Here is a 24,412-nt window from a genome sequence, read left to right as displayed (position 1 = left end):
ATCGTTTAGATAAACTATGAGAGGCCAAGACATGGCCGATAGTAATGACCGTTTGCCTCCCCTGAACGCCCTGAGAGCCTTTGAGGCTGCAGCCCGGCGCCTCTCCTTTAGCAAGGCAGCCGAAGAACTCAATGTCACGCCGGGCGCGATTTCTCAACACATACGTCAGCTGGAGGAGTATGCGGGGACACCATTGTTCCGCCGCACCGGGCGCAGCGTCCTGCTGACCGATGCGGCGCAGGCAAGCCTGCCACTTGTGCGTGAGGCCTTCTCCCGGATCACTGAAGCCGGCCGCATCATGCAGCAGCCTGCGCGCAAGGGCCGGGTCATGGTCTCCTGCGCTCCGAGCTTTGCGGCCAAGTGGCTCGCGCCGCGCCTTGACCGCTTCCATATCGCCTATCCCGGTATCGAAGCCTGGATCTCGGCAGACATGTCGATCACGGACTTCACAACCGCTGACGCCGACTTTGCGATCCGCTATGGCCGGGGTGATTATGACGGGCTCAAATCAGAAAAACTGATGGACGAAACGGTCCTGCCTGTCTGCTCACCGCGCCTTCTGGAAGGTTCTGACGCCATCCGCCGCCCGGCGGACCTGGCAAAGCATACGCTCATCCACGACGAAAGCACCGAGCAGGACCCGTCCTGTCCGGACTGGACAAGCTGGCTCGCCGCACGGGGTGTCGCTGACAAGCTGGACGCCCAGCGTGGCCCACGTTTCAACCAGTCCTCGCTGGCCATTGAGGCTGCCGCCTCGGGCCGGGGGGTGGTGCTTGCCAAGCGTGCGATTGCGTCTTCGGACATGGCGGCCGGCCGGCTCGTGGCGCCCTTTGCAGACGGGTCGACCAGCATCGATTTCGGGTACTGGCTCGTCTGGCCCAAAGGCCGTCACATGTCGGAAGATGTGCGCGCTTTCATCAAATGGGTGAAGGCCGAAGCCGCCGCTGGCGAAATCCACGGCGTCTAGGATCAGTTCCAGCGACTACGGGAAAACCCTGAGTTACGGCATCCTCGTTGCTTAATAACCAACCGTTAAGACCAAATCGGGGACACCTAGTCCCATGGCTTACGGGGTATTGGGGAGATGCTGTTCCTGCTGAACGACCGGATTGTCGAAGTGGCTGTGCCCGAGATGCATCTCGAGTGCCGCTGGAAGACAATCGGCTGTGGCAGACCCCACGCGCTCCGTGCCCATGACGTCGTCGATTTCGTTCATGCCCGTCTTGATCAGGCTCGCCTCTTCGATCGCATCCTGACCGATATGGAAGCGCGCGATCTTGCCGCCCTGATTATCTCGCGCACCGGCGCCAACAGCCTCATCCTGCGCCAGCGCTCTGACGGATCGAGTGCGCCGATGCTGCGTCGCTTACCAGCAGCCGTGCTGGATGTGTTTGCGCAGGGTGCCGCGAATGACGAAGCCTCAGCGCCCCGTCGCTCCGGTGATCGCATCATCGCTGCACACTAGGCGAGAGCCGCATCACTCCGTGCTGGGGATTGTGTACTCCATCGGTGCCCCCGGCCCGAGATCCCAGCCGAGATAGACCCAGGCGACAACCAGAAGCACCCCTGAGATCAACATCCAGAGTGAGTAAGGGATCATCATTGCCGTTAGGCTGCCGAGCCCGAAATCTCTCACCCAGCGCTGTGCGAAGACGAGGATCAGCGGGAAATAGACCATCAGAGGCGTTATGATGTTGGTCGCCGAGTCACCGACGCGATAGACCGCCGTGGCCCCGTCCGGCGAGACGTTGAGCAGCATCAGCATCGGCACCATGACCGGCGCGAGTAGCGCCCACTTCGCGCTGGCTGATCCGACGAACAGGTTGATCATCGCCGAGAAGAGGACAATCAGGCCAAGCAGGATAGGCAGAGGAAGGCCTGAGCTCTCGATCGCACCAGCGCCGTGAACCGCGCTGATCAGGCCAAGATTGGACCAGCCGAACATCGCCACGAAATGTGCCGCCGCGAAAGCGAGGACGAGATAGTAGCCCATATCCTTCATCGCCTCGGCCATCATGGCTACGAGGTCGCGATGGTTCTTGATGGTGCCGGCTGCTGCCCCATAGGCCCAGCCTGTGGCGAGGAAGAGAACCAGGAAGCCTGCGACGAGTGAGCGGAAGAGGGGGCCGTAATTCGTGATCGGATTACAGGTGCCGGCGGCAGCGGAGTCCGGTGGACACAGCTCTTCAGCGATGAGCGGCGTGCCGGGGCCGTAGGTCATGAATAGCCACAGGGCGATCACGCCGATCAGGGCGAGCCCGGCGCGGCCAAGGCCTTTCTTCTGCCGGTCGGTCAGCGGTTGGTCTTCAGCGGCGTAACTTGCGGATTCCTCGCCATCCGCCGGATTCCAGGTGCCAAGGCGTGGCTCAATGATCTTGTCCGTCACGAACCAGATAATCGGCAGATAAATGAACAGAAGCGCGATGATGAAGTAGGTATTGCCGGCAATGTTGGCATCATAGTCAGCAGCGAGAATTTCAGCAGCTTGCTCGGTAATGCCGTAGAGCAGGGCGTCGAGTTGGCCCGGAAAGAGGTTGGCCGAGAAACCGCCCGAGACGCCCGCAAAGGCCGCTCCGATCCCGGCGAGCGGGTGCCGGCCCGCAGCGGCAAACAGAACGCCGGCTAGCGGAATGAGAACCACATAGGCGGCATCGGCGGCATGATTGCCGACCATGGCGACCAGGGCAACGACGGGTGTGAGCAGGAAGGTTGGTGCCCCACGGACCGCCGAGCGCATTGCTGCGGCGAAGAGGCCCGAGCGTTCTGCCACGCCGGCGCCCAGCATGACGACCAGAACATAGCCGAGCGGATGGAAGTGTGTGAAGGTCGCCGGCATTTCGACCCAGAGGCGCTGGATGTTGTCTGCCGATATGAGGCTGACTGCCGAGATGATCCCGTCTGCTCCAATGCCGAAGCGGGCTTTCTGGCTATCTGGCATGCCGCCGAGGACCTGATCATTCAGGGTCGCACTCACGCCAAGGGCCGAACAGACGATGGAAATGACGACCAGGGCGATGATGAAGTAGAAAAAGAGGAAGACCGGGTCGGGCAACTTATTGCCCGTTTTCTCGACCCAGCCGAGAAATCCTTTCGCTTCACTTGCGGAAGACTGATCTGACATGCCTCTACCCCTTTGCCTTATAGAGTCGGCGACCCTAGCCGCCTCTTGGGCTGTAACGCAATCCAGCCTGTCTCCGGAAAAGGGAAGGCCGCTATATTCCAATGGTCAGGAAACCTGTCGCTGGCCAGACCGTCTCGACAAATCCGCCATTCCCCACTAACTCGCGCGCATGAGTTTGACCCCCGCTGAAGAAGCCGCCCGCAGGCGGACATTCGCCATCATTTCGCACCCCGACGCCGGCAAGACAACGCTGACGGAGAACCTGCTTCTGGCTGGCGGTGCTATCCGCCTGGCCGGTCAGGTGGCCGCGCGCGGCGAGCGCCGGCGCACGCAGTCGGACTGGATGAAGATCGAGCGTGACCGCGGCATCTCGGTCTCAGCTTCCGTGATGACGTTCGAGCACGAGAATCTTGTCTTCAACCTGCTCGATACGCCGGGCCACGAAGATTTCTCCGAGGACACCTACCGCACGCTGACGGCTGCCGACTCCGCCGTCATGGTGCTCGACGCGGCCAAGGGCATCGAGCCGCAGACGCTCAAACTCTTTGAAGTCTGCCGGATGCGCGACATTCCGATCGTGACCTTCATCAACAAAATGGACCGCGAGGCGCTTGATCCGCTGGAACTGCTCGACGAAATCCAGGACAAGCTGCAGCTCGATACATCGCCGCTCTACTGGCCGGCGGCGTCCGGTCAGCGGTTCTCAGGCATGCAGGATTTGCGCAAGGGCGATTTCATCTCCTTCCGCAAGAAGACCGCCGACCAGCAGACCGATGTCGGCCCGAGCCACCGGATCGGTATGCAGGAGGCGCGCGGCACGATCGACACGATGGTCATGGGCGAACTGGAAGAGGGCGCGGAACTCGCTGCCGGCGCCTTGCCCGAGTTTGATCGTGAGGCCTATGAAGAAGGCCATATGACTCCGGTCGTCTTTGGATCGGCGCTGCGCCATTTCGGCGTGAATGAGCTTCTCTCGACCCTTGCTGAGTTCGCGCCAGGCCCGCGCCCGCAAAAGGCGCACAAGAAGGATGAGCCGATTACTGTCGAGCGTTCCGACAAGGCCGTGGCTGGTTTTGTCTTCAAGATCCAGGCGAACATGGACCCGAACCATCGCGACCGCGTCGCCTTTCTCCGGCTCTGTTCGGGTGAGTTCAAGCGCGGCATGCGCCTGAAGACGACATCGAACAAGCAGATCAATGTCCATGCGCCACTGATGTTTCTGGCACAGGACCGTGAGATCGCCGAGACCGCCTATGCCGGGGATGTGATCGGTGTGCCGAACCATGGGCAGCTGCGTGTCGGCGATAGCCTGTCGGAGAACGGCGACATCAAGTTCCAGGGCATCCCTAATTTCGCGCCGGAAATCCTCCGCCGCGCGCGACCGAAGGACCCGATGAAGTCGAAGCACCTTCGCAAGGCGCTCGAAAGCCTGGCGGAAGAAGGCGTGACGCAGCTTTTTACCCCGGCCCTCGGATCCGACATGATTGTCGGTGCCGTCGGCTCACTCCAGATCGATGTGATGGCCGAACGCGTGGCGGCGGAATACAATCTCGAAGTCGTTTTCGAGCAGGCCTCCTACAATGTTGCGCGCTGGATTTCGAGCGATGACGAGGCGAAGCTCGAAGCTTTCCTGGAAAAGAACCGCTCGTCCGTCGGCACCGATCTCGATGGCGCCCCGGTCTATCTTGCCAAGAATGCATGGGATGTTGGCTACGCGCAGGAAAAGAACCCCGAGCTTAGCTTTACCGCCACAAAAGAGCGTATGGTCTAGGCTCGTCTTATCCCTGCCCGATTTCGCGCCTATCCGGGCTGGACAAGCTGGCAGGCTTGTCGTGACAGTAGTGAACCGGGGTACCCATCCCGGCGCATGAGGGGTTTGCGCTATGCTGAGACTGTTTTCCCTGATCCTGCTTCTGGCCGGGCTCACCTTTTTAGGCTGGGGCGGTTACCGCTATTATATGGAGGAACAGGTTGTCGGGAGTGGCTCGCAGGTTGCCGAAGACCAACCTTTCCAGAGTAGCTCACCTCAGGCCTCAGGGCCGGCAAGACGCAGTGGCGAGACGGCTGCCTTCGAGGCAGCGCCTGCGGAAAGTGACACATTCGGCATCGCTAGCGCCACGAGCGAGATGATGGCGCGGTTGCGTACTGTTCCGATCGCGCACGAAACGCCCACAGACGCCAAGTTCAACCGCGCTTTCGAAGTCACTGTTGCCATCGACGCGACCGGCGACGAGACAGCTGCCGATGCCTTGCCGGGCGAGGGTAATGTCGTTGAAGGCGAGGCGCAGATCCTCGACAAGGCGCAAGCAACGCTTACCGGGCCGGCTTTTGACATCGACCCTGTATCACCATCAATTCAGAGGATTTCCCCGGTAACGGAGAATATCTGGCGCTGGCGCGTCACGCCGCTCGAGACCGGTATGCATGAGCTGCGTATCGAACTGTTTGCGCTGGAAAATGATGAGGCCCTGCCGATCCGGACCTTTACCGATCGTGTGGAAGTACGGGTCTCGCGTCTCGGCCAGGCTCTGGCTATGGCTGACACGTTCGACCCGGTCTTCATGATCCTCGGCGGGGCCGGCTCTTTGCTGGCGGGCCTGTTCGGCGTTTTCCGCTTTTTCCGCGGCCGCTGACTTATAGCGATCCGGCGGACAGTTTCTCGATCAGGGCATCAATGTCGCCATTGTTCTGGTCAAGAACCGCCTGGAATTGCTCGCGCTGCTGAATGGCAAACCAGACATCCTGGACCTGGATATCGACGATGCCCCAGCCGCCCTCGTCGATCACCCGCCAACTGACGCTCTCGTTCGGATTGTCTTCAGTCGCGACCTTGGTTGTGACGATTGCATCGCCCTCGCCGCGAGTGGTCACATCCGTGACTTCCGCATCGGCCACAGAGAGATTGGAGAGGTGCTGCTGCAGCTGCGCATTCGCATAGGTGTGGAACGCATCAATATAGCGACCTTTCTGGTCGTCACTAACGGTTTTCCAGGTCTTGCCGAGCGCAAATTGCGCGACACGATCGACCTTTACCAGTTTGATGATGCCTGAGGCTTCGGACTGTGAAATCGTCTGGTCTTCAAGCGCAGTCATCGTCTGGCCAACGGCATCGTTGACGACTTCGACGGCCCCTTCTTCGCCGGATGCGGCGCTTGCGGCCGGGGTAAGGGCAAAAGCGCTCGAAAGTGTCATCAGGCCGGCTATCATGCCATAGCGAAGATGGGTCATAAGGTGTCTCCTTGTGCATTCTGCACACTGTTGAAGGTCTTCCAGTCGCGCGTTGATTTGGACGCGATGTGCTATGTGGAAACGCCGTAACGCCGAAGCGGTTCAATTTGATGCTGCCTCCAGCACCTTACCTTTCCTCATCTTCTCCAGTCGGCTCGTCCATATCGTTCCCCTCATCCGCGGCTTCGAGCCCTTTTGGCCAGGCGACATGCAAGTCGCGTTGCGGGAACGGAATGGTGATGTCCTCGCGCTTGAAGATTTCGGCGATCTCGAAGCGTAGTTCGGAAGGAGCGGTAACGATATCGTCGGCGACGATATAGCCGCGCAGCTGGAATTGCAGGGCGCTGTCGCCGAATTCCTTGAAGACGACATAGGGCGGCGGATAGGAGCGCACCAGTTTCACGGTATCGGCAGCTTCCAGAAGCAGTTTTTCGACCTGGCGCGGATCGCTGCCATATTTCACGCCGACATTCACGATGATCCGCATCACCTCGCTCTTGTGGGTCCAGTTGCCGAAGGAGCTGCTGACCAATTCGGCGTTCGGGACGATGACGGACTGACGGTCGAAGGTCTCGACCTCGGTGGCGCGGACATTGATCTTGCGCACCGTGCCTTCGCCGGACGGGGTGACGATCCAGTCACCGATCTTGAACGGGCGCTCGAAGAGCAGGATCAGGCCGGCGACGAAATTGCTGACGATGCTCTGCAGGCCGAAACCGATACCGACCGAAAGCGCACCGGCAATGATGGCGAGGCTGGAGAGGTCGAAGCCGATCACGCTGATCGCGGCTATGCCCGCCACAAGTACGCCAGCATAGCCGAGCAGGGTGATCAGCGAATTGCTCGCGCCCGAGCTGATCTGCGTGTGCGGCAGGATGTTTTTCTCAAGCCCCCGCTGCACGAGCCGGGTGGCGAGGAGGACGGCTGCGAGCGTGGCAAGGGCGGAGAGAATCTTTCCGAGCGAAATGCGTTGGCCGCCAACCTCGACCCCGGCGATGAGATGGCGAATCTCGCTCCAGAGTTCCTGTGCAGGCATTCCGATTGCCAGCAGGATGAAGGGTGGAACGATGATGATGATGATCGTATCGACCATGATCCGGACCCAGAATTCGCCCTTGATTGCTGAACTGCCTTCGCTGGAATCGTCGCCGTCTTCACGTGCTGACTGGTAGCGCCGCCGCTCGACAACGCCGGAGAGGAACTGGAGCGCCGTGGCGCGCAGGAGTTCGCGCACGAGGACGCCAATCAGGAGAACGAAGGAGATGAGAACGATCCGCTCGACCAGAAAGCGCGAAAGGTCGGAATAACCAAACAGCGACGCCCCGAGGATGAGAACGCCCAGCGCGGCGAGCAGGAGACGACCTGCGTGCCGCAGCCAGGTCGATCCGGTCTCGGTGTGTGGCTTCAGTTTCAGGGCGAGCCAGCCAAGCAGGCCAGCTGTCAGGATGGAGAGAAAGAAGGTGCCAGCCGCTTGAAGGTTAGGGCCAGGCGAGGTCATGGCGCCGGTCGCCTCAAAAATACTCTCGATCGCGAAGACGACAACCAGCGCCACAAAGGCAAAGCAGGCAGCGCGAGCGCCTGTATCGCCGACGGCGATGAGGCGGAAGGCGGTGGTCCGGGGGGCCATAACGGCTTCTACCAGAGCGCGTGCGGAAATGACCGCAATGGCAACCATGCCGAGCGAGATGCTTATTGAGCGCGGGATTGTGTCGAGTGCCCCGATCGCCTCGGCAACGCCTGCCAGGAAACCGACAGCAGCGATGGCGAGTGTGAGGCGAAGCAGGAAGCTGGTCGTTGCAGCTGAGGCCACAGCCTGTCTCGTCGGGGACTTTTCGGAGAAGCGGCGCACTTGCCAGCGGTAGAAACGGGCATTGACGATAAACAGCACGAAGACTGCCAGCGCAGCAGTTCCTGCAAGAATGATGAGTGGCAGCGGTTTACCTTCTGCAATGCGCTTGGCGCGCCAGGTCGCAAGGCTGCTTCCGATCTCCCTTACGGCCTGCGAGAAGCGGGGCATGGCATTTGACCAGACTTCCGGCTGCAGGGGGGATGGACCACGGTCGAGCGTGGAAGAGACAAGGGTGCGGTCACGCAAGGTGGTAAGTTCGAGGCCGAGACGCCGGGCCTCGATCTGGGCCAGCCGGGCCTCTGCCACGATCACGGCGGCGCGCGAGCGGATTTCCCTGACCGGAGCCAGCACGGCATCGACCGCAGGATCGATTTCCACTTCTTCGCTATCTCGGGAGTCTGATTGCGATGTCGCGGTTCGGCTCTCACGTTCGAGGAGCGGCCGGACTTCGTCGATCGATTCAACGGCGCGCTTGCGGATTGTATCTGCTGAGGATTCAACCCTCTGCAGCTGCATCAGGATATTATCGAGGTCGATGATTTCTTCGCTGAGCGTTGCCTCTTCAGCTTCGCTGCCGATAAGCGTCGCGGACTCTTCTATTGCGGATTGTAGCTCGGTGAGCCGGGTCTCGAGGTTTTCGAGTTCGGTTCGCGTCTGCTCCGAGGTGACGGGCTGGGCGGATGCGCCAGCAATAAGCAGGACAGCAAGGCAAAACACGATTGCGCCGCGCAGGGTCAGTAAGCCGGATCTGAGCATGGTGCGGTTGGGCCTCAAGCGTGGGTTTGCCTCTCGCCACCTCCTATTCGAGACTGGCCATAAGGAAAAGCCCGCAAGGTGGCTTGAGGGCTAGCGCGTGCGCATAATGCCGATGCGGTTCAGCACGGCTCTGGGGATGTTGAAGGCGTTTATGATTTCGCGCTGGTCGCGCAAGCCGTTGAGTTCGCGCTGAAGGAAATAGGCCTGAACGGCCTGGGCGGCGCGGAGCAGACGTTCCTCGCGGTTGTCGTCGATGTCAGGATCGTCCAGCTGCTTGAGCGCCCGCTCTATGGCGCGGCCAGCGCGCCCGAGGGCCACGGCCTTTTCGGCAGCGACTTCCGTTTCAAGCGGGCTTTTTGCCTCGGCAGCCTGCACACGGGAATAGGCTTTCGACGTCGGGGCACGAAGTCCCAAACCCTACTCCTCCATGAAGATCTTTCCGGGCGCGCCGATGACTTCCACCTTGAAGGATCCGGCCTTCTCGCCGCTCATGCCGGGGGAGCCCATCGGCATACCGGGCAGGCTGATCCCGGTGATGTCGGGCCGCTTGACCAGCAGAGCCTCGATCGCCTCAATGGGTACGTGGCCTTCGATCACATAGCCGTCTATCACCAGCGTATGGCAGCCGCGCTGCTCTTGCGGGATAGCGTGCTCGGTCTTCAGCGCCGCAAGGGCTTCGCTATCCTGCTCGATGATCTCGACCTCATAGCCCTGATCGCGGAGATAGTCGGCATGGCCGAGGCAGCACCCGCACCAGGGCGTCTTGTACATCGTCGCAGACTGGGCGAACGCGACGAGCGGCATGACGAGCGCGGCAAGCGCGAGTGTTGCAAAACGGGACATAACGAACGGCCTTCATGTCTGAAGTTCGAAGCAGCATGCCCCTCAGCCAAGGGCCGCGTCAATCAGCAGGTAGGCTGAGAGGCGGGCACTGGCGTTTTTCGAAGAGTGGCAAGTCTTGTCGAGGGCCATCAGGGCATCCGGCTCTTCCATCGCCAGAAATTCCCGGGACATATGCATCAGCTGGCGGTCGATATCGAGCCGCTTCTGGACGCGCTGGACCTGGCGGGATGCGGCATCGCTGATCGCTTTCCTGCGAAGACCCTCACCTTTGCGGGCGGCATTGGCGATCTTCTTCTTGTCGCGCGGGCGGAAGATTTCCCCCAGGCGGATCCCTGAGTCCATCAGACGGTGGATGACCTCTTCAGCGATCTCCTCGCGTGGGAGCGTCGGGTGTTCGTCGCGCTCCATGTCGGCGATGATGTCGCTCCACTGATGGCTGTCGGAGCGCCGCTCCGGCTGCGGTTCAGGCGCGGATTCTGCGACAGTTTCCGGCTCGGCCTCGGGCGCGGTTTCTGCTTCATCTTCAACAGCTTCTACAGTTTCCGCCTCAGCCTCGACCTCTTCCTGTTCGTCAGGTTCCGTTTCTTCGGCGGTGGCGAGATTGACCGCATGCGTCCCGCCAACCGGCTTCAGATAGGGCGCGCGGTCGGTGGCGCGGCGGCGGAAAAAGTGGACGGGCTTGTTCTCTCCGCCGGATGCGGCGGGCGATGAAGGCTCGGCTTCGTTCTCATTGTCAGCCGGTGCGCTTGTAGCCTTGGGCTCTTCGCGTTCCTCCGGCGCAGAGGGGGCTTCGCCCTTCGTTTCGCCGCTGTCAAACAGGTCTTCATCCGACACCGACGTCGATGTCTCACGGGCCGGAGCAGGCGCATCTTCAAACACGTCATCGTCTTCGAGCTTAGGCTGTGACGGGCCGCGCTGGGCGGGTTTCGACCAGCTGGCGTGACGATCCTCGCCTTCGCTGACGATCGGGCGAGGGGCCGGTTCTGCGGGAGGCGGTGTCGGACGTGGCTCGGCCTCTGCCCGGCGTCTTGCTTCGGCATCGGCTTCGGCACGGGCTGCACGTACGGCTTCGGCGGCGTCCCTACCGGCTTGTTTCAATTGAGAAAGTGATGTCGCCGCCCGTTCGGAGGCTTCCAGCGCTTCGGACTGGATATCGCGTGAGGCGAGCCGGGCGCGTTCGAGGGCGGAGTTGACCGCATCCGTCAGCCGGTCCCCGGTCGTATGCGCGCTGGCGGCGACCATTTCGCCGGCCCGCAGCGCCTGCTCGACCATTTTGCGGGACTGTTCGAGTTTTTCCTCCATCCGCGCGACCGCGAAAACCAGGTCCTCGCTACGTTTGGCGGCTTCCACTGACATCGTGTCGAGCGAGGTGACTTTCTCCGAGAGCTTCGAACTCGCGCTGTCGAGATTTTCAAGACGCACTTCCAGCGCCTGGTCGGCCTGCGCAATATCCGCAGCCGCCGCACGTGCGGAGTCGCGCATCTGGGCGGCCTGGCGAGGGATGGCCTCGCTCATCATTTCCGTCTGCTTGCGAATGTCGGAGGCGAGCGTTTCAAGCGACTTGCGCTCGTCATGCAGGCGCTTCGACAGCTCCTTGGCATTGTCGGCAGCGACATAGGAGACGCTCTCAAGCCTTTGTCTTTCATCGGAAATTTCAGCCGACATTGCCTTCATCGACGACAAGGCATGCGCCATGGAGCGGTCGACCTCGCCAGCGCTGCGGCGCATCTGGTCGGCGAAGAGGGTCGCATCTTCTCCGGTTCTCTCCATGGGAAGAAGCAGGCGGGCCGCCGCTTCCAGAACGACCGCATTGGTCGATGCGGCGCGTGAATTTTCCCGCGCCAGCAGGCCGGCCATGAGGATCATCAGGCCCGGTATGGCAAGCGCGACGGAGCCCGCACCGATGACGGCGGCGGAGTAGGCCGAGAGCTGGTCGAGCCCGAGCAGGGCCACGGCGCCACCGAAGGCGGCGATCCACCAGGCGAAGGCGCCGGCCAGCCCCATCCAGAGGAAAGTCCGCCCGGATTCGCGTGCCTCGGTCAGCCTCTCAAGGGAGTCCGATGGTAGTCCGGATTCAGTCCGGATCTGGGTCACTTTCGGAAGGTGTTCCGGGTGTCTGGGGTCTTTGGCGTCCATGGCGGTCAATCTACGCGGTTTTCGTAAGGCCTGCGACGAAAAAGTCACAGGCGATTGGCCCCAGCTATTCCATTAGCGGTCGTGGCATGGGGCGGGTCAACCCGTACATGCATACATTATACCGCTTTAATATGGCCTGAACGGCGATATGGCGGGCTTTTGAGCAGTTGGACGGAATGCGGGACACTTCAGAGCGCGTCCACGCCATCGCCGGGGGTGAACCAGGCGTCCTGAATTTCGTAGAGCACATGGTCGCGCCAGGCACCATCGAGCTCCAGATAGTTCTTCGCCAGGCCGATTTCGCGGAAGCCGAGCCGGCCGGCGAGATTTCGCGAGCGGTGATTGTCCGGCATGATGGCAGCCTCGACGCGGTGCAGGTTGAAATCGCCGAAGCTGAGCTCGATCACGTCCTGCAGGCCCCGGCGCATGACGGACTGGCCCTCGAAGCGCCGGTCGAGCATGTAGCCGAGCGTGGCGGACTGGAAGGGCCCACGCGTGATCTGGTCGAGGTCGATCTTGCCGATCACGCTGTCATTGTTGTGGACGATGCAGAAGCGGTAGGCGCGGTCCTCGCGCCATTCCACCTTGGCGAGCCGGCAGGCGGCCTTCCAGTGCTCACGGGTGAAGTAATTGTCCGAGCGTGTGGGCGAATAGGGGCGGAAGCGGTCGCGATTGATGGTGAGGAAGTCGGCGACACGGGCCGGATTGCACTCATGCAGCGCTACAAGCTCGAACATGGTCTCTACGCTCCCCGTCACCGGTTTCTCACGGCGTCATTGCAGGCGGGGCGATTTTGTAGCGGGGATGCGCGGCGAGGGGAAGGGGGCTTTTAATTGCCCGCGCTGACATCATCGGCCAGTGCTCCGAGCACCACTATGTTTATGCGCAAAGAAAAAACCGCCCGGTTGCCCGGACGGCTTTTGTGGTTCTGACGCGAGCAGGGGCTGGCCTACTCGTCGACTTCGTCCAGCGGGTCGAAATCGTCATCGTCTTCGCTGATCTCCTCGCCGGCGACATAGCCGGCGCCTGCTGCGGCTGCGAGGCAGCCTGACAGCATGAAGGAACTGCCGACCAGTCCGGCCAGGATAAGGGGTTTCGGATCGAGCTTTTCCAGGTCGAGTTTCATTGGGAGAGGTCCTTTCTGAGAGGCGGGAGGGGGCGCCATGCGGCGCGCTACGGGTATCCGTATGGGCTACTTCTCGCCGTCGACCACTTCGTCCAGCGGATCGAAGTCGCCGTCATTCTCGCTGATTTCCTCACCGGCGACATAACCGGCGCCAATGGCGGCGGCGATACAGCCGGTCATCGAGAAGCTGCCGATCAGAATGGCTGCGAGCAGGCCGGTCTTTGCGCGGGTATTTTTCATGGCGAGGCATCCTTGCTTTAATACAGATCAAACCTCAAACGCGCCGCATAACCGGGCGGTTCTCTCAATTTCCTGTAATATTTGAAGGGTGTGACCAGGTGCGGGAAGTGGGTCAGGCGAGCGCGTGAGACTCTGGCGCCCGCAAAAAGGAAAGGCGCGACATCGCTCCCGAAAGAGCAAATCGCGCCTTCCAATGCGTCTCGAATCGTCCTACTCAGACACTTGTGACAGCGAATGAGGTGTCCGTGGTCGAGCACACCCGGGCGCCTTTCCTTTTTCCGGTTGCGTGTGCACCGCTCCCGGCGTCCGGTCAGTTACCCGTTAAACGATCTGGCGCGCCGGTCCGGTTTTGGGCCCGTCGGCCCGGCTCGCCGTTGATCGTCCGGCTCCAGGGCGTTTCGCGGCTTTTGACACCACCATCGTTTCCCTTTGCCTGCCGCCGGCAAGTCGTCCCCTTGCGGGGGCTTCTGCCTTTGGCCTGCCGCCGACTTGTCTCCAGTGAAGGAAACATGTGTCCTTGGCCGCCGTGTTTCGGTTTCGCGCTCCGGTCACGGCCTACAGCACCGCTCCGGCAGGTCCGGACCTGCCTCACGGACATCGCCTGCTTTGTCCCGCCGTCTCTGCTGAGCCCTTTGCGCCACGGCTCTCACCGTCTTGCTCCTGGCCCGGCCGACGTATCGGGGGCGATGTGCTTCACCGACGATCCGAGGTGAGGTTTGCTCCTCACACGGACTTCGTTGGCGTTCCGAAACGATCCTCCAAAAACGCGACTGAGTCGAGAGGGCACAAGGTTAATTTTTGGATTTATGCACAGATTTGCGAGCGGCCTGTGGAGAACCGCCCCGCGCCTGTGGGTAAAGCCCGGTGGCCTAGAACAGACGCTCCTTGTCGTCGACGATCTCGTCGATCAGGCGCAGCGCGACAAGTCCGCCACCAATGGCGAGCAGGGAGTTGCCGAGCGAGTGCAGCATATTGGGCGGCATGGCCACTTTCGCCACGCCATCGCGAGCCTTGCGGACCTTGCGCGACACACCGCGATCGAGATGAGGGCGCTTCTTCTTTGCTTCAGGAAGGTCGAGCATGGTCGGCTTCCACTGGCGCAGCAGCACACCGGTCCCGACGAGGGCGGCGGCGGCGATGAGCGGTTGGTTCTTAACGGGCGCGTTGGCCATCGGGCATCCTCTTCATGACTGTTACAAAAGCAATGCGCCGGGGGAGCGGCGGGTTCCGAAAGGCGGCTTGACCCCCGCCCCGCCTCTTCGCAGTCTGGACGCGAACCGGCCGGGAGGGGCAAACCTTGAGACATCTCGTCAGACTGGGCCTTCCCGCACTCTTTACGCTCATCACCGCTTGCGGTGGCCCTACAGGCTATGACAAGCCGCCCAATCTCTGCGAGGCCGATGGCGCGCGATGTGTGAGCGTTCCGGTGCGCGATCTCCTGGCGGTTGACGGCGACACGTTCGAGCTCCGCCGGCTGACGGCCTCGGGCGGGGAGGAACGGATCCGCTTGCGCCTTATCGGCTGGGACAGTCCGGAAGCCGGGGACGCGGCGAATTGCGCGGAGGAAGCCCGGCTGGGCCGGGAGGTCGAGGCCCGCGCACGCACGCTCTTTTCAGGCGGCAGCAAGGTCACCTTCCTCGCCGAGGGCATGGATCGATACGGTCGCGTGCGGGCTCACGTCTATCTCGATGGCACGCATGTCGGCTGGCTGCTATCGAAGGAGGGGCTGGCGCAGCTGCTGGAGGAGGGCGTGCAGGCGGACTGGTGCGGGTAGCCTGGGCGGTGGACCAGCTATCCTCAGGTCGCCAGGCAGTCTCAAATACTGCGTTACAGCCTGCCCGAATGGCGTATTGACGTCATGGAGGCGTGGCCCGTGACCTGCATGGCTATGCGGGCTGTGTAATAATCCCGACAGTCTGAAGGCTGGGGCAGATGGCAAGGTGGACCATGCCGGTACGAGCATTCTTTGAAGACCTGGGCCTTTTCGGCGATCATCCTGCCATCATCCGGCCGGAGGATGGTTTTGTCCTGAGCTATGAGGCGCTCGAGCAGAGGGTGCGGGGAAAGGTCGATGAGATCGGGCTCGACCCGAAACTCGTCTTCATTGAGGGGACGAACACGATTGAGACGATCGTCAATTATCTCGCCACACTGCGCACGCCGGCGGCGGTTCATCTCCTGGAGGATGCCGGGAATGAGAAAGGGCAGCGGCTAATCGAAGCCTATCGTCCCAACCTGATCCTCAGGGAGCACGCGGCCGAGGTATTCGACGCTGAACCGCCGCAATTGCATCCTGACCTGAAACTGCTGCTGTCGACCTCGGGCTCAACGGGCTCTCCGAAGTTCGTGAAGCTGTCGCAGAAGAACATCCAGTCGAATACAGAGGCGATCACCGAGTATCTGGGCCTGACGAAGGAGGAGAGGGCGTTCTGCCATCTGAAACCGTTCTACTCCTTCGGTCTTTCTATCATCAATTCGCATCTCCAGTGCGGGGGATCGCTGGTGCTTTCGCAGAAGTCGATGATGGAGCCCGAGTTCTGGGTCGATTTCAAAGCCTCAAGAGCCACCAGCTTTTCCGGCGTGCCTTATAATTACGAGATGCTCTACGAACTGGGGTTCGACCCGGCGGCGTATGAGGACCTCAGATATGCGACCCAGGCGGGCGGGAAGCTTCGCGGCGAGTTGGTCTCCCATTTCGTCGAGGCCTTCGCCGCAGCTGGCAAGGATTTCTTCGTCATGTACGGGCAGACGGAGGCAGCGCCCCGGATGTCTTATCTCAAGCCGGACGACGCCAGGACATTTCCGGATTCCATCGGACAGGCGATCCCCGGTGGCGAATTGTTCCTGATCGATGACGAGGGAGAGACCGTGACCGCGGCGCACGATGCCGAGCTCGCCTATCGGGGCCCCAATGTGATGATGGGATATGCGACCGATCGGTCTGAACTGGCGTCAGACGAGACGCCGGACTATCTCCGGACCGGTGATATTGCGCGTCGCTTGCCGGGCGATCTGTTCCAGATTGTCGGGCGCAGGAAGCGGTTCGTGAAGCTTTTCGGAAGCCGCATCAATCTCGATTCCGTCGAGCAGATGCTGAAGGAAAAATTCGGCACGCTTGCCGTCACGGGCAATGATGAGCGGCTGGCCGTCGCGCTTGTCTCAGAGGAGAGCGACGCGTTGCGACGGGACGTCCAGAGCGCCCTGTCTGAAACACTGGAAGTTCCGCAGAAGGTCATAGCCGTTCGTTTCTATGAAAGCCTTCCTTTCCTGCCGAATGGCAAGGTGAGCTATCTCGCGCTCGAACAGGACTTCAACACGGTCAATCACGCTCCGCTGGTTCGACGGGTCTGGGATGGGTTTCTGGAGATCCTCGGTCTGTCGGCGCATCAGTGTCATACGGTCAAGCAGGCGTTTGAGGCGATCCTGATGCAGGATGGGATCGATGAGACCGAGAGCTTTGAATCCCTCGGCGCTGACTCCCTCGCCTTTGTCGGGCTCCAGATCGAACTGGACCATCTCTTTGCCGGAAATCCGCCGGAGACGTGGACGAGCCTCTCCATCGCGACGCTGGACGAACAGCTTGCCTCTCAAAAATAGGCTGAGCGCTTTGGCCCTCAGGCGCCGATGAGGGGCCGGCTTTTCTTGCCGAGGCTCCATTTCAGAAGCGCATAGGACAGAATGCAGAGCACGAGGGTCGCGGCAAACGTCGCGATGATTGTCACGAGCTGGTAACCGACCGTCTCCACATTTTCGCACAGTTTCCTGAAGCCCAGAAGGAAGAAGCCGTGGGCGAAATAGATGTAGAAGCTCAGGCGGGCGAACAGGTCCAGGGTCACATTGTGCTGGCTCATCTTTTTCTTGAACACGACATACAGGGCGAGGGTCGTGACCGCGCAATAGATCTGGTTGAACAGGGCCGCTGTGGTGCCTTCAAATGAGATCGCGAAAGGCGTGGCGGCGGCCAGGGCAGCGGTGGCCGCAATCGTGGCCCATATGGCGCGCCGGGAGATTGTGAAAGACGGGGCTTTCTCCATCTTCGAGACGGCAAAGCCGAGCAGGAAGGCCGGGATGAAGTAAATGGCCGACCGCACCGGATTGCCCCGGGCGATCAGGACGGCGAAAACGAAGAAGAGAAGAAAGCAGACGAGCACGGTCAGGACCGAGCGGTCTTTCAGCGCGAGTGCGGCCGGAGAGACCGCATAGATGATCATGATCGTGGGGATGAACCAGTACGGCCCCAGCTGGGTGCCGGTCAGGTAGAGGGCCGCCGCCTGGCCGATCAGTGGCAGGGTTTCAAACCACGGCGCCGAGGCGATCAGCATGTAATCATTGATCCCGGCATACCAGAGGAGGAGCGCCGGAACGGAAAAGAGTGTGTACGGCAGAAGCACGTACTTCATCTTCCCGGCCATGTAATTGGTGAACTGGAAATTCTCCGTGCTCCGGAAAAAGATGAAGCCCGATATGAAGATGAAATAATAGGTCCCGTTGCCGATGATATAGTCGAACTCCCTCATCTCCGGCGACTTTTGCGCGAACATCTCGATGGTGTGGGTCAGGATGATGAGGAGGATCGCGAAGCCGCGAAAATTGTTGATGTGCAGCATGGAAGCTCATTCCGTTTCGGAGCGGCCGGGGCGGTCCCTTCGTCTTGATGAACCGATGCAATATGCATGCAAGCTGGCTGCTGCAGTCCAGGCATGCATTTTCGGGCGTGCTCACATCCCGGGGGACGGCACGCCTTCCGAAAGGTGGCAATGGAAGAGGGCAGGCGGACGGTGGCGCGCGCCTCAGCTGCTATTGTTGTACCAGTCCGATAGCGCCTCGCCGACGGCCTGGGGCAGGATGGTGGCGATGAGGCCCAGCTCATGGCCGAGCCGGGACGGGACCGGCGCGGGCGCGCAGATCGGGCACGGGGCGCCGGAACACTTCAGCCGGGCGAGATGGCGCGCCATGCGCCGGGCGAGCGGGGCGGGGTCGTCGAGGTATCCGAGAAGGGTCCGGTAGCGTTCCAGAAGCGTTCCGGTTTCAGCCCACCTGTCTCCTGCCGGCCGGCGGCCATAGCGGGCGCGCAGGGCGTGCAGCTGTTCGGGGTCGGCCCCGCCGGGCTGGGTCAGGGCGAAGGCGCGTGCGCGGGGCGTGGGGACGGGTGTGTCCGAGGGCTCGGCCGCGTGGGACGGGGCCCCGGTTTTCGCCGGGGTAAGCGGGGGCTGAGGGGCAGGCCGCGCAGGCTCGGGGGCGAGATTGGCCGCCATCAGGGCAAGCAGGCGGCGCAGCATGGTCTCGAGCCGGCGCACCACCCCGCGAAAGCGCTGCGCGCCACTGCGCGTCACCGGATACTGCCGCATCGTCAGCCCGGCCTTGTCAGCCGCCGTCACCAGCGTCTCACGAACGGCCTTAAGCCCCGCCTCGATGAATCCCGGTCTGGTCATGGGCGGGAGTATGGGGGAGGAATCTATCCGGTTGGATGAAATTCAAGTTTGCTGTTCGTAGGATTCCATCTAATGCAACACAGCCCCGATATATAAAATCCGCCTCTTCTTTTGCTCCGTTTATATGACCAATTGTCGACTCACAGCCGATAGTTGATAGCTTGCGAAAAATTAGAGAATCGAATGTTTCTGCCACATGACCCGCCCATCGCATTTACCTGACTTCTTGAACCCGCCGATAAACGAAGTTGCATTGGGCGTGCAGTTTGGAGCAATTCCAAATTTCACGAGCGTGGGATTGGGTGAAGTGTGGTCTCTCTTTCAGCACGAGCTTCCTGCAATCCAAGAGCACCCGCCTTTAGCTCCCCAGTTCGAGACATTTGGCGGAGCTTCGCCAGGACATAGTGTGCAATTTCGAGTGGGTTCTGCTCCAGCGGAGAACCGACTTTGGTTCATTTCCGAGGATGAAAGCCACTTAGTCCAATTCCAAAAGGATCGCTTTCTTACAAATTGGAGAAAACGGGGCGGAAATGGAGAGTACCCCAGATTCGAGACCATATTGTCTTCTTTCAAAGACAAGTATCAGGCGTTGGAAGAATATATTGCTAAAAGGTACGACCACAAACTAAGAATAAACCAGGCAGAGGTCACCTACTTTAACATAATACCGGTTGAAGAGTTTTCTGATGTCGGCATCTGGATGGAGAGCTTTAATGCTCCCTCTATAGATTTAGAGTCGATGAATACGCAATTTAAAGAGGTGTTGAACGATAGTGCGGACCAGCCATTTGGTAGAGCGTATTTTGAGCTTCAATCCGCAGTCTCAATTGACGGTAAAAAGAAAGCCTTTCGGTTTGATATCACTGTTCGCGGTACACCCGATGATGAAGGTGTTGCATCAGCGGTAGAATTCTTTCAGGTTGCAAGAGAAAAGATCGTTTGCAGCTTCAAAGAGCTGACGACAGAAAAAGCTCATGATTACTGGGGAATAAAAAAGTGAGTGAGAATCAATCAGGCGCAGCGTTCACAGGACAGTTTCGTTCGCCAAAATCGATGACCGTAGAAAATATTGGAACACATCAATCTGTTTTCAGGACGATTGTCGAGCACGATTGTAGCGCTTGGGCAAAGCAGCTTGAATCCCGCTTTGCGGAGTTGTTGGCTTTGCCCTCGGGTTGGGACGGATACAATGGTCGGCAGCTGTCTCAGGACTGCTATTCTTTTGCGCTAAATATACTAAACCGGCTTTGCAGAGAGGACGTTCCAGCACCAAGCTTGGTGCCTGGAGGGGACGGCACATTGCAAATGGAATGGCACCTCAATCAACACGATATCGAATTGGATGTCTTGGGAGTGTATAACGTGGTCGCATATCATTGCGATCGACTCTCCGGCGCGGAGCAAGAGCTTGAACTTAAGAAAGATTTTTCTGAAGTAGCAAATTGGATGCGTTATCTGGTTTGCGAAGACGAAGTTGAAGAAATAGCCGCAGCATAAGGTGCATGTCGAACTATGCAGCCTTATGACGAAAACGAAATTGAGGCGGATGACATCATAATCCGCCGGATCGATCCGAACGAGCATATCGTCCCTGATGACAACACGGGTGGCGAGAGGATTTCATCGAAAGCGTTCTCAGCTTCAAGTGGTGATGAGGGCGGCATGTCAGTTGATGTCGAAAAGCTTATTGTTGCTGACGGTGTTGAGCCCATGGATTTTGTCACCACGCCCCGATTCACGGGGTCGGTGTACTTTATTGCGGAGTCGATCAGAGAACGAGAACTAATGATCGGGTATGAACCTATTGAAGGTAACCCGTATCATGGAGAGGTGTGGCGGTCGCCCAATGGCGGCAGATTTACGAGAGCTCAAAAAAAAGCTCTACGCGAAACTGCCGAGTGGTACGTTGAGCTTCCCGGCGTGGCTCTGAAGTGAAACTGGCACCGCGACAATAGGCTAGCGGACCGGTCGCACCTAAAGCCCCAGCTCGCTCTCCCGCAGCTTCTTCACCTCATCCCTGAGCCTTGCCGCCTCTTCGAACTCCAGATTCGCCGCCGCTTCGCGCATCTGTTTTTCCAGGTCGGCGATGACCGCCTGCATGTTGTGGCCGGAGCCGGGCTCGAGCTTGGCGACGGCCTCTTCCGCCATGCCGCGGGCGGGGACGCGGCGGGAGCGGCCGCCCTTGAGCTGTTGCGACTTGCCGGGGCGGGCTTCGCCGAGATCGGCGAGGATGTCGGCGACGGCACGCTTGATCGTGGTCGGCGTGATGCCGTGTTCTTCATTGTGGGCGATCTGCTTCTCGCGCCGGCGCTCGGTCTCTTCCATGGCGCGTTCCATCGAGCCGGTCACCTTGTCGGCATAGAGGATGACGCGCGCCTCTGAATTGCGCGCCGCGCGCCCGATGGTCTGCACCAGCGAGGTTTCCGAGCGCAGGAAGCCTTCCTTGTCGGCGTCGAGAATGCCGACAAAGCCGCACTCCGGGATGTCGAGGCCCTCGCGCAACAGGTTGATGCCGACCAGCACGTCGAACTCGCCGAGCCTGAGGTCGCGGATGATCTCGATGCGCTCCACCGTGTCGATGTCGGAGTGCATGTAGCGCACGCGCACGCCCTGTTCGTGGAGGTATTCGGTGAGGTCCTCGGCCATCTTCTTGGTCAGCGTTGTGACGAGCGAGCGCATGCCCTTCTCGGCGACCTGTTTCACCTCGGCCAGCAGGTCGTCGACCTGGTTGATGTTGCCGTTTTCCTTCGTGCCGGTGACCGGGCGGACCTCGACCGGCGGGTCGATCAGGCCGGTGGGGCGAATGACCTGTTCGGTGAAAATGCCGCCGGTGGCCTCCAGCTCCCACTTGCCGGGCGTGGCGGAGACGTGGACGGTCTGCGGGCGCATCGCTTCCCATTCGGCGAATTTCAGCGGCCGGTTGTCGATGCAGGACGGCAGGCGGAAGCCGTATTCCGCGAGCGTGGACTTGCGGTTGAAGTCGCCCCGGAACATGCCGCCGATCTGGGGCACGGTCTGGTGGCTCTCATCGACGAAGACGATGGCATTGTCGGGCAGGTATTCGAACATGGTCGGCGGCGGCTCGCCCGGCAGGCGGCCGGTGAGGTAGCGCGAATAGTTCTCGATGCCGTTACACGAGCCCGTCGCGGCCATCATCTCCATGTCATAGGTGGTGCGCTGTTCGATGCGCTGGGCCTCGAGCAGCTTGTTGTGCTTCTCGAAATGGTCGATCGTTGATTTGAGCTCGGCCTTGATACTGGTGATGGCGTTGTTGAGCGTCGGGCGCGGCGTGACATAGTGCGAATTGGCGTAGAGCTTGATGGCAGGCAGATCCTGGATCTTCTTGCCCGTTAGCGGGTCGAACTCGACAATGCTTTCAAGCTCGTCGCCGAAGAAGGAGAGCTTCCAGGCGCAATCGTCATAGTGGGCCGGGAAGATATCGAGCACGTCGCCCTTGAGGCGGAAGCTGCCGCGCTGGAAGGCGGCGTCATTGCGGGTGTAATGCAGCGCGACGAGCTGCTGGGTGACTTCGCGCGGGTCGATCTGCTGGCCTTCTTCCAGCTTGAAGGTCATCGAGGTGTAGGTCTCGACCGAGCCGATGCCGTAGATGCAGGAGACCGAGGCCACAATGATCACATCGTCACGCTCCAGAATGGCGCGGGTGGCGGAGTGGCGCATCCGGTCGATGGCCTCGTTGATGGAGGATTCCTTCTCGATATAGAGGTCCGAGCGGGGCACATAGGCTTCCGGCTGGTAGTAGTCGTAATAGGAGACGAAATACTCCACCGCATTGTCCGGGAAGAAGGATTTCATCTCGCCATAGAGCTGCGCGGCGAGTGTCTTGTTGGGCGCGAGGATGAGGGCCGGGCGCTGCACCGCCTCGATCACCTTGGCCATGGTGAAGGTCTTGCCGGTGCCGGTCGCGCCGAGGAGGACCTGGTCGCGCTCGCCGGCCTCGAGGCCCTCGACGAGTTCCGGGATGGCGGTGCGCTGGTCGCCCGCGGGCTCGTATTCGGAGGCGACCTTGAAGCGCTTGCCGCCCTCGATCTTCTCCCACTGCCGGTCAGGCCGGTGCGGCGTCCAGTTGTCGGACGGCAGCCCGCCCGCCGCATCGCGCGCCGCGCCGGACCAGTCAAATGTCGCAGAGGCGTCCTGAACGCCGGAAGGGGAACGTGCCATGAACGCGAAGATGGGGCAGGGCGGGGGCGGGGTAAAGAGGGGACTGCTGACAGGGGTGTGTCGGGAGTGGCTGGCGGCCATTTACGTAGAGAAAAATATAAAACCACGCTTGAGTAGTATTTTTGCTTGAGCTAACCTTATTGTCGATGCTCAAACTGGACGTCGGCTCGCGAGACACGATGGAGGTCGTGGACCTGCTCATGTAAGAAGCGGGGTCGACGTGCCGAGCGATTGAGCTTGGAGACGGCTATCTCGCCGCCGTGATCAATCCGTGCCTTGGGCCCGATGAGGACCGGGTGGCACGCTTGATACTCGCCGCGCCGGACATGTTGGCTTTGTTGGAGGCGGTGAGCTTCGGCGACCTGCCGCAAGACTTTCGTAATCGTGCGCATGCGATAGTCTCATCCGTTCGAGGGGAAACGGCGCGAGATCGGAATGGCTCAGAATTGGGATCGCAGGCAGGTCACGCTGGCGATTGAGCTGTATACGCGGCTGCCCTTTGGGCGGCTGCATAGCCGTAACCCGGAGATCATTGCCCTGGCCGAGCAGATCGGACGCACGCCAAGCGCGCTGGCGATGAAGCTCGTCAATCTGGCCTCGCTGGACGAGGATTTGGACCGCAAGGGGCTGGGAAACGCTTCTTCGCTAGACCGGGAAGTGTGGGCAGACTTCACGGCGCATCCCACGCAATTCATTGAGCGGGCCCGGCGGATCGTGGGGGAAATCTTTTACGCTGAAGCCGAGCCGTCAGCGGTCCTCGAAGTGGCTGAAGGCAAGGAAGTCGAGCGCCTCGTGAAGGTGCGCCAGAACCAGCGCGTCTTTCGAGAGATCGTGCTGCCCTCCTATGACAATCAATGCGCCGTTCTGGGTAAGGTCTCGCCAGAGCTACTGACGGCAAGCCACATCATTCCATGGAAAACGCGTGAAGATACACGCCTCGACCCGCGCAACGGGATCAGCCTGAACTCGCTGCATGACCGGGCTTTTGATCGCGGGCTGATTTCCTTCCGCGATGACCTGAGCATGATGGTCTCCTCGAAGATTATTATTCCGGATCACGTCCGGTCGCTTTTCAATGAGAACATTCGATTGAAGCCGGTGAAGTTCCGGCCCCTGCCGGCGTATCTGGAGCATCACCGGGACGTTGTTTTCGAGGCAGCTTAGGCTGTCTAATAGGCATAGTTTTACGCTTGCTCTTCCCCCGCCTGCGGGGGAAGTGGCCCGCGAATGCGGGTCGAAGGGGGCAAGCCACAAAGAGCGGTATCTCATGCGGCTTCCCCCCTCCGCCCTTCGGGCACCTCCCCCGTGAACGGGGGAGGATGGCGCTGCGAAGTACCGAAAATCATCTCTTGTTCGTCATCTCGGCCGACCGGAGGGAGAGCCGGGACCCAGAATCCGCCTTCGCCGTTTTGATTTCGCTGGGTCCCGGTCTTCCGCTTTGCGGAAACCGGGATGACGGTGGCCGGCAGCAGGGGCGCGTCTCGTGGGACACGAGAGCGGAT

General features: G+C 60.6%; 23 protein-coding genes. 10 read left to right on the top strand and 13 right to left on the bottom strand.

The features are described 5' to 3' along the window. Positions 1–31 precede the first annotated feature (31 nt). The gene (gcvA, locus tag Q1K29_RS12190) at positions 32–967 is read left to right on the top strand and encodes a transcriptional regulator GcvA (protein WP_300395170.1); all 936 of its coding nucleotides are present in this window, start codon (positions 32–34) and stop codon (positions 965–967) included. A 117-nt stretch (positions 968–1,084) separates the two neighbouring features. Beyond that, entirely contained in the window at positions 1,085–1,465 is a 381-nt protein-coding gene (locus tag Q1K29_RS12185; protein ID WP_300395168.1) for a hypothetical protein, read from the top strand. A gap of 12 nt (positions 1,466–1,477) precedes the next feature. On the opposite strand, the gene Q1K29_RS12180 is transcribed toward Q1K29_RS12185, so the two are convergent. After that, positions 1,478–3,121, bottom strand: coding sequence for an AbgT family transporter (locus Q1K29_RS12180; protein WP_300395166.1), 1,644 nt, complete (start codon positions 3,119–3,121; stop codon positions 1,478–1,480). 169 nt (positions 3,122–3,290) lie between these two features. On the opposite strand from Q1K29_RS12180, the gene Q1K29_RS12175 reads away from it, so the two are divergent. Both Q1K29_RS12175 and Q1K29_RS12170 read left to right on the top strand, forming a co-directional pair. Further along, positions 3,291–4,892 (top strand): peptide chain release factor 3, encoded by a 1,602-nt coding sequence (locus tag Q1K29_RS12175; RefSeq protein ID WP_300395165.1) that lies wholly within the window; start codon positions 3,291–3,293, stop codon positions 4,890–4,892. A 112-nt stretch (positions 4,893–5,004) separates the two neighbouring features. Further along, complete coding sequence (locus Q1K29_RS12170; RefSeq protein ID WP_300395163.1) at positions 5,005–5,754, top strand: hypothetical protein; 750 nt, start codon at positions 5,005–5,007, stop codon at positions 5,752–5,754. 1 nt (position 5,755) lies between these two features. Here Q1K29_RS12170 and Q1K29_RS12165 read toward each other — a convergent pair whose 3' ends face one another. The 9 genes from Q1K29_RS12165 to Q1K29_RS12125 form a co-directional block, all read right to left on the bottom strand. Further along, entirely contained in the window at positions 5,756–6,349 is a 594-nt protein-coding gene (locus Q1K29_RS12165) for an ABC transporter substrate-binding protein (protein ID WP_300395161.1), read from the bottom strand. A 127-nt stretch (positions 6,350–6,476) separates the two neighbouring features. Next, entirely contained in the window at positions 6,477–8,954 is a 2,478-nt protein-coding gene (locus Q1K29_RS12160; protein WP_300395159.1) for a DUF3772 domain-containing protein, read from the bottom strand. A 90-nt stretch (positions 8,955–9,044) separates the two neighbouring features. Continuing rightward, a complete protein-coding gene (locus tag Q1K29_RS12155) occupies positions 9,045–9,368 on the bottom strand; it encodes a DUF6665 family protein (protein WP_300395157.1) in 324 nt (107 codons plus the stop codon). Positions 9,369–9,371: 3 nt separating this feature from the next. Beyond that, positions 9,372–9,797 carry a DUF411 domain-containing protein gene (locus Q1K29_RS12150; protein WP_300395155.1) on the bottom strand — a complete coding sequence of 142 codons (426 nt, stop codon included), beginning with the start codon at positions 9,795–9,797 and terminating at the stop codon, positions 9,372–9,374. A 42-nt stretch (positions 9,798–9,839) separates the two neighbouring features. Continuing rightward, complete coding sequence (locus Q1K29_RS12145; protein ID WP_300395152.1) at positions 9,840–11,933, bottom strand: hypothetical protein; 2,094 nt, start codon at positions 11,931–11,933, stop codon at positions 9,840–9,842. 188 nt (positions 11,934–12,121) lie between these two features. Then, a complete protein-coding gene (locus tag Q1K29_RS12140; RefSeq protein WP_300395151.1) occupies positions 12,122–12,670 on the bottom strand; it encodes a GNAT family N-acetyltransferase in 549 nt (182 codons plus the stop codon). A 212-nt stretch (positions 12,671–12,882) separates the two neighbouring features. Next, on the bottom strand, positions 12,883–13,059 hold the full coding sequence (locus Q1K29_RS12135) for a hypothetical protein (RefSeq protein WP_300395149.1): 177 nt from the start codon (positions 13,057–13,059) through the stop codon (positions 12,883–12,885). A gap of 66 nt (positions 13,060–13,125) precedes the next feature. Then, positions 13,126–13,299 (bottom strand): hypothetical protein, encoded by a 174-nt coding sequence (locus tag Q1K29_RS12130; RefSeq protein WP_300395147.1) that lies wholly within the window; start codon positions 13,297–13,299, stop codon positions 13,126–13,128. Positions 13,300–14,168: 869 nt separating this feature from the next. After that, on the bottom strand, positions 14,169–14,471 hold the full coding sequence (locus Q1K29_RS12125) for a hypothetical protein (protein ID WP_300395145.1): 303 nt from the start codon (positions 14,469–14,471) through the stop codon (positions 14,169–14,171). Positions 14,472–14,596: 125 nt separating this feature from the next. On the opposite strand from Q1K29_RS12125, the gene Q1K29_RS12120 reads away from it, so the two are divergent. Beyond that, positions 14,597–15,073, top strand: a complete 477-nt coding sequence (locus Q1K29_RS12120) for a thermonuclease family protein (RefSeq protein ID WP_300395143.1) — start codon at positions 14,597–14,599, stop codon at positions 15,071–15,073. A 158-nt stretch (positions 15,074–15,231) separates the two neighbouring features. Continuing rightward, positions 15,232–16,896, top strand: a complete 1,665-nt coding sequence (locus tag Q1K29_RS12115; protein ID WP_300395141.1) for an AMP-binding protein — start codon at positions 15,232–15,234, stop codon at positions 16,894–16,896. 17 nt (positions 16,897–16,913) lie between these two features. On the opposite strand, the gene Q1K29_RS12110 is transcribed toward Q1K29_RS12115, so the two are convergent. Next, entirely contained in the window at positions 16,914–17,906 is a 993-nt protein-coding gene (locus tag Q1K29_RS12110) for an acyltransferase (protein WP_300395139.1), read from the bottom strand. A 183-nt stretch (positions 17,907–18,089) separates the two neighbouring features. After that, positions 18,090–18,731, bottom strand: a complete 642-nt coding sequence (locus Q1K29_RS12105; protein ID WP_300395137.1) for a hypothetical protein — start codon at positions 18,729–18,731, stop codon at positions 18,090–18,092. A gap of 196 nt (positions 18,732–18,927) precedes the next feature. On the opposite strand from Q1K29_RS12105, the gene Q1K29_RS12100 reads away from it, so the two are divergent. The 3 genes from Q1K29_RS12100 to Q1K29_RS12090 are packed head-to-tail and all read left to right on the top strand — an operon-like array spanning position 18,928 to position 20,666. Then, positions 18,928–19,731 carry a TIGR04255 family protein gene (locus Q1K29_RS12100; RefSeq protein WP_300395135.1) on the top strand — a complete coding sequence of 268 codons (804 nt, stop codon included), beginning with the start codon at positions 18,928–18,930 and terminating at the stop codon, positions 19,729–19,731. Further along, positions 19,728–20,228 carry a hypothetical protein gene (locus Q1K29_RS12095; protein ID WP_300395133.1) on the top strand — a complete coding sequence of 167 codons (501 nt, stop codon included), beginning with the start codon at positions 19,728–19,730 and terminating at the stop codon, positions 20,226–20,228. The genes Q1K29_RS12100 and Q1K29_RS12095 overlap by 4 nt, the downstream gene beginning before the upstream one ends. A gap of 15 nt (positions 20,229–20,243) precedes the next feature. After that, on the top strand, positions 20,244–20,666 hold the full coding sequence (locus Q1K29_RS12090) for a hypothetical protein (protein ID WP_300395131.1): 423 nt from the start codon (positions 20,244–20,246) through the stop codon (positions 20,664–20,666). Between the two features lie 39 nt (positions 20,667–20,705). Here the strand turns inward: Q1K29_RS12090 and uvrB are convergent, their stop codons facing one another. Beyond that, positions 20,706–22,910: an excinuclease ABC subunit UvrB gene (gene uvrB / locus Q1K29_RS12085; protein WP_300395129.1), complete on the bottom strand. Its 2,205-nt coding sequence runs from the start codon at positions 22,908–22,910 to the stop codon at positions 20,706–20,708. A gap of 435 nt (positions 22,911–23,345) precedes the next feature. On the opposite strand from uvrB, the gene Q1K29_RS12080 reads away from it, so the two are divergent. Continuing rightward, positions 23,346–24,074: an HNH endonuclease gene (locus tag Q1K29_RS12080; RefSeq protein ID WP_300395127.1), complete on the top strand. Its 729-nt coding sequence runs from the start codon at positions 23,346–23,348 to the stop codon at positions 24,072–24,074. Positions 24,075–24,412 lie beyond the last annotated feature (338 nt).

The organism is Henriciella sp., from assembly GCF_029937755.1.
GTDB lineage: Bacteria > Pseudomonadota > Alphaproteobacteria > Caulobacterales > Hyphomonadaceae > Henriciella.
Note: the sequence above shows the minus strand (reverse complement) of the source record. Positions and strands in the feature narration are given on the sequence as shown.

What these genes read in the sequence shown, in the direction of transcription:
- gcvA (WP_300395170.1), top strand. Translation starts at nt 32, where the DNA reads ATGGCCGATAGTAATGACCGTTTGCCTCCCCTGAACGCCCTGAGAGCC.
- Q1K29_RS12185 (WP_300395168.1), top strand. Translation starts at nt 1,085, where the DNA reads ATGCTGTTCCTGCTGAACGACCGGATTGTCGAAGTGGCTGTGCCCGAG.
- Q1K29_RS12180 (WP_300395166.1), bottom strand. Translation starts at nt 3,121, where the DNA reads ATGTCAGATCAGTCTTCCGCAAGTGAAGCGAAAGGATTTCTCGGCTGG.
- Q1K29_RS12175 (WP_300395165.1), top strand. Translation starts at nt 3,291, where the DNA reads ATGAGTTTGACCCCCGCTGAAGAAGCCGCCCGCAGGCGGACATTCGCC.
- Q1K29_RS12170 (WP_300395163.1), top strand. Translation starts at nt 5,005, where the DNA reads ATGCTGAGACTGTTTTCCCTGATCCTGCTTCTGGCCGGGCTCACCTTT.
- Q1K29_RS12165 (WP_300395161.1), bottom strand. Translation starts at nt 6,349, where the DNA reads ATGACCCATCTTCGCTATGGCATGATAGCCGGCCTGATGACACTTTCG.
- Q1K29_RS12160 (WP_300395159.1), bottom strand. Translation starts at nt 8,954, where the DNA reads ATGCTCAGATCCGGCTTACTGACCCTGCGCGGCGCAATCGTGTTTTGC.
- Q1K29_RS12150 (WP_300395155.1), bottom strand. Translation starts at nt 9,797, where the DNA reads ATGTCCCGTTTTGCAACACTCGCGCTTGCCGCGCTCGTCATGCCGCTC.
- Q1K29_RS12145 (WP_300395152.1), bottom strand. Translation starts at nt 11,933, where the DNA reads ATGGACGCCAAAGACCCCAGACACCCGGAACACCTTCCGAAAGTGACC.
- Q1K29_RS12140 (WP_300395151.1), bottom strand. Translation starts at nt 12,670, where the DNA reads ATGTTCGAGCTTGTAGCGCTGCATGAGTGCAATCCGGCCCGTGTCGCC.
- Q1K29_RS12135 (WP_300395149.1), bottom strand. Translation starts at nt 13,059, where the DNA reads ATGAAACTCGACCTGGAAAAGCTCGATCCGAAACCCCTTATCCTGGCC.
- Q1K29_RS12130 (WP_300395147.1), bottom strand. Translation starts at nt 13,299, where the DNA reads ATGAAAAATACCCGCGCAAAGACCGGCCTGCTCGCAGCCATTCTGATC.
- Q1K29_RS12125 (WP_300395145.1), bottom strand. Translation starts at nt 14,471, where the DNA reads ATGGCCAACGCGCCCGTTAAGAACCAACCGCTCATCGCCGCCGCCGCC.
- Q1K29_RS12115 (WP_300395141.1), top strand. Translation starts at nt 15,232, where the DNA reads ATGGCAAGGTGGACCATGCCGGTACGAGCATTCTTTGAAGACCTGGGC.
- Q1K29_RS12110 (WP_300395139.1), bottom strand. Translation starts at nt 17,906, where the DNA reads ATGCTGCACATCAACAATTTTCGCGGCTTCGCGATCCTCCTCATCATC.
- Q1K29_RS12105 (WP_300395137.1), bottom strand. Translation starts at nt 18,731, where the DNA reads ATGACCAGACCGGGATTCATCGAGGCGGGGCTTAAGGCCGTTCGTGAG.
- Q1K29_RS12100 (WP_300395135.1), top strand. Translation starts at nt 18,928, where the DNA reads ATGACCCGCCCATCGCATTTACCTGACTTCTTGAACCCGCCGATAAAC.
- Q1K29_RS12090 (WP_300395131.1), top strand. Translation starts at nt 20,244, where the DNA reads ATGCAGCCTTATGACGAAAACGAAATTGAGGCGGATGACATCATAATC.
- uvrB (WP_300395129.1), bottom strand. Translation starts at nt 22,910, where the DNA reads ATGGCACGTTCCCCTTCCGGCGTTCAGGACGCCTCTGCGACATTTGAC.
- Q1K29_RS12080 (WP_300395127.1), top strand. Translation starts at nt 23,346, where the DNA reads ATGGCTCAGAATTGGGATCGCAGGCAGGTCACGCTGGCGATTGAGCTG.